The following is a 3,283-nucleotide window of genomic DNA, read 5'->3' as shown; positions in this document are numbered from 1 at the left end:
TTGGATGAGGTAAATAAGGTCAAGTTGAGGGTATTGAGGGAGTGTTATTCAATTGCGTGAGGGGCATGGAGCATGCCCGCAAGGGCAGTACGAAGCGTAGCGAAGTACCGAAGCGAAGCGCAGTGCGGAATGCCCCGACCCTTGCGCCAGCAAGGGGCACGCCCAAAAAAATCAAGCTAAAATAGTTTCAAAAATCTTAATATGCCCAAGCATAAAGAGCTGTCCATTCAGTACTTTTTAAGGATTGAGTAATTTTGCCACTTAAAACTATGCTTATCTCTCGAAGAGAGTTTTTATCTCAATGTAACGCGCTATTGACAGGGGCAATAGCTTTGCCTTATCTTCGCATACAAGAAAAAACTTTACTCTACAAAATTACTCATGCTAAAGTATTCTATCAAGGAAAATGGCAAATTCTAACCATTGGTATAAATGAAGCAGGTAGAATTGTCCTTGATGGAGTAGAACACTACACTGCCAAGCATACATACAATGCTCAAAATTACGTTCTATCCCCAGGTTTTATTGATATTCTTTGCGATAACAGTACCAATCCTGAACGCACCTATCTTATCGTAGAAAAGTATAAAATCACGGATGGAGTTACCACTGCTCTGCAAATGCATGGTGGACAACACGAAATTAAAACATATTATTCTACCTTTGAACAAAAGCCACATTACGTGAACTATGGAGTATCCACTAAAATAATGAATATCCGCAACCAATATTCTACGCTGGCATCACGATGTAAAAAAGTAGAACAGTGCTTAGAAGAAGGCGCCTTAGGCGTATCTCATAGTATTGAATATCAGCCTACTCCATTTGAAGAGCTTTTGGAATACGCAAAAATTGCTTACAAGTACAATAGAACTTTCTTTTTGCATCTTCGTTACTCTTCAAAAGAAAAAGAATTAGAAGGTATAAAAGAAGCAATTGCTTTGGCAGAGCGCACAGGTGTGCGCATCCACATTGATCACTTACATTCCACAGGTGGAACGTACAACATGCCACAAGCTTTGGCACTTATTCGCGCAGCTATTGAAAAGGGCTTACAGATTACCGTGTGCGTATATCCGTATTCCTATTGGGCAACTTACCTTCATTCCAAACGATTTGATTCAGGTTGGCAAGAAAGATACGGCTTAGACTACCAAGATTTACAAGTAGTAGGTACAGAAGAACGCTTAACCGCAGAAAGCTTTGCAAAGTATCGTAAAACTGTCAAATTAGTTGCTGTACCCGAAGGAACTCTACCTTTGGATAAAACCGTGGATTTAGCTTTGAAAGAAGATTTTTGTATGATAGGTTCAGATGGCGGAATAGAAAGTGAACCTCGGGCAAATTCACATCCACGTGGAGCAGGTTGTTTTGCTACTAGTATCAGGCACGGCTTGAAAATAGGTATCCCCTTAGAGAAAATGATTGAAAAAATGACCATTTTACCTCAAAAGGTGGTTCCGCAACCCCTGGCAGATAGAGCAAGAATAGTAGATGGCGCTTGGGCGGATATCGTACTGTTTGACCCTCAAACTATCAACGGCAAAGCTACCGTGTCTAATCCTAATCAATTTTCAGAAGGTATTATTGCAGTTTGGGTAAACGGTACATTGAGTTACGAAAAAGGCAATTTACTGCAAAAACAAGGCAAAGCAATTATTTGGGAATAGACATCTCATTTGTGTCAAAACAGACAATTTTGTTAGATTTGCTTATCAAACTCTATTTTGACGGCAATGTTCAAATACATACTCAAACGTATTTTGCTTTTTATACCTACTTTAATTGTCATTTCGTTAGTTTCTTTTGTGATTAGCTTGAATGCCCCAGGCGACCCTGTTGAAATTATGATGCAAGGCAGCGTAGATGCTCAAAATACAAATTACGAAATTAGCGAAAGGCAGTACTTGCAAAAGCGTCATGAGTTAGGTTTAGATTTACCTGTATTCTATTTTGCGGTAGCTAGCATGGCTATGCCCGATACTCTTTACCGCGTACATAAGCCAAATGAGCGCAAAATGTTAAAAAAAATGATAGCCGAGTATGGAAATTGGCAAGCCATCCATAGCTACTTTTTAAGCCTTAAAAACCTGCAAACTGCTTTTCTCAAAACTATGCCCACTGATGAAAAAGCCCAAGAATTATACACTAAAATTCAAATTAAAATGCTTGAACTCAAATCTAACTATGAGCGTAAATACATTCTCATTCATCTTGACACTTTACAAAACCTATTCAAAAAGCATCCTGACTTTTTGCCCTGTTTAGCTCATTTAGACGTTCTCAAAAACAAAATTAACTACGTACATGAGCATAGCCAAAAGTGGAAAAATTACATTCCTGTAATACATTTTTACGGCTTGAATAATCAATATCATCGGTGGCTACTTCGTTTTATCAAGGGGGATTTTGGTTATTCTTATCAAGACAAAAGACCTATACGAGAGAAAATTCCCGAAGCTTTGCGCTGGTCTATTGTAATTAGTTTTATTTCTATCGTAATTGCGTATTCTATTTCTGTGCCTTTGGGCGTTCATTCAGCGGTACATAGAAATTCTGTATCTGACAAAATTGCTACTGTGGCGGTTTTTACTTTGTATTCTCTACCACCTTTTTGGACTGCTACTATGTTGATTATCTTTTTTGCAGGGGGAGATTACTTGAATTGGTTTCCTGCTAGTGGTGTGCAGGATATTACTCACAGCAAGGACTGGCCTTTACTCAAACGTTTAAATGATTGGATTTGGCACTTGTTTTTACCTATATTTTGTGTAACTTATACTTCATTTGCGTTTATTAGCAGGCAGATGCGCGTAGGAATGTTAGAAAACATTCAGCAAGATTATATCCGTACTGCCCGAGCTAAAGGTTTACCTGAAAGTAAGGTAATATGGAAGCATGCTTTTAGAAACTCTATCATACCCATTATTACACTGTTAGGAAATATTTTGCCTTCTTTGGTCAATGGTTCGGTAATTATTGAAACTATATTTTCCATTCCAGGGATGGGCAAATTAAGTTTCAGTGCTATTCATGCACGGGATTATCCTACTATTGTAGCTGTTTTTACTTTGAGTGGTACTTTGACCTTAGTAGGCATGCTCCTTTCAGACATACTGTATGCGTTAGTGGATCCGAGGATATCTTACTCTAAAAAATAGGAGATTTTTTCGCATGAAGGACAGTTATCGAAAAGTTAGTTTTTATTTTTTTGGGCGTGCCCTTGCCCACACTTCGCTTGCGCTTGTGTGGGCAAGGTCGGCGTGCTTCGGGCTACGCTCAC

3 protein-coding genes are annotated in these 3,283 nt (G+C 38.8%); all 3 read left to right on the top strand.

Translation table 11 applies throughout. The features are described from left to right. The first annotated feature begins 41 nt into the window (after positions 1-41). The 3 genes from NZ519_13240 to NZ519_13230 all read left to right on the top strand — a co-directional run bounded on the left by NZ519_13240 (position 42) and on the right by NZ519_13230 (position 3,161). Entirely contained in the window at positions 42-185 is a 144-nt protein-coding gene (locus tag NZ519_13240; protein MCS7029718.1) for a hypothetical protein, read from the top strand. An 84-nt stretch (positions 186-269) separates the two neighbouring features. Then, on the top strand, positions 270-1,670 hold the full coding sequence (locus tag NZ519_13235) for a nitrate reductase (protein ID MCS7029717.1): 1,401 nt from the start codon (positions 270-272) through the stop codon (positions 1,668-1,670). A gap of 66 nt (positions 1,671-1,736) precedes the next feature. Further along, the gene (locus tag NZ519_13230; GenBank protein ID MCS7029716.1) at positions 1,737-3,161 is read left to right on the top strand and encodes an ABC transporter permease; all 1,425 of its coding nucleotides are present in this window, start codon (positions 1,737-1,739) and stop codon (positions 3,159-3,161) included. Positions 3,162-3,283: the final 122 nt, after the last annotated feature.

Source organism: Bacteroidia bacterium, from assembly GCA_025056095.1.
Lineage (GTDB): Bacteria > Bacteroidota > Bacteroidia > JANWVE01 > JANWVE01 > JANWVE01.
This window is presented reverse-complemented; position numbering and strand designations above follow the sequence as displayed.

Bases quoted from the DNA above. Each gene is read 5' to 3' on its own strand.
- NZ519_13235 (MCS7029717.1), top strand. From the start codon at position 270: ATGCTTATCTCTCGAAGAGAGTTTTTATCTCAATGTAACGCGCTATTG.
- NZ519_13230 (MCS7029716.1), top strand. From the start codon at position 1,737: ATGTTCAAATACATACTCAAACGTATTTTGCTTTTTATACCTACTTTA.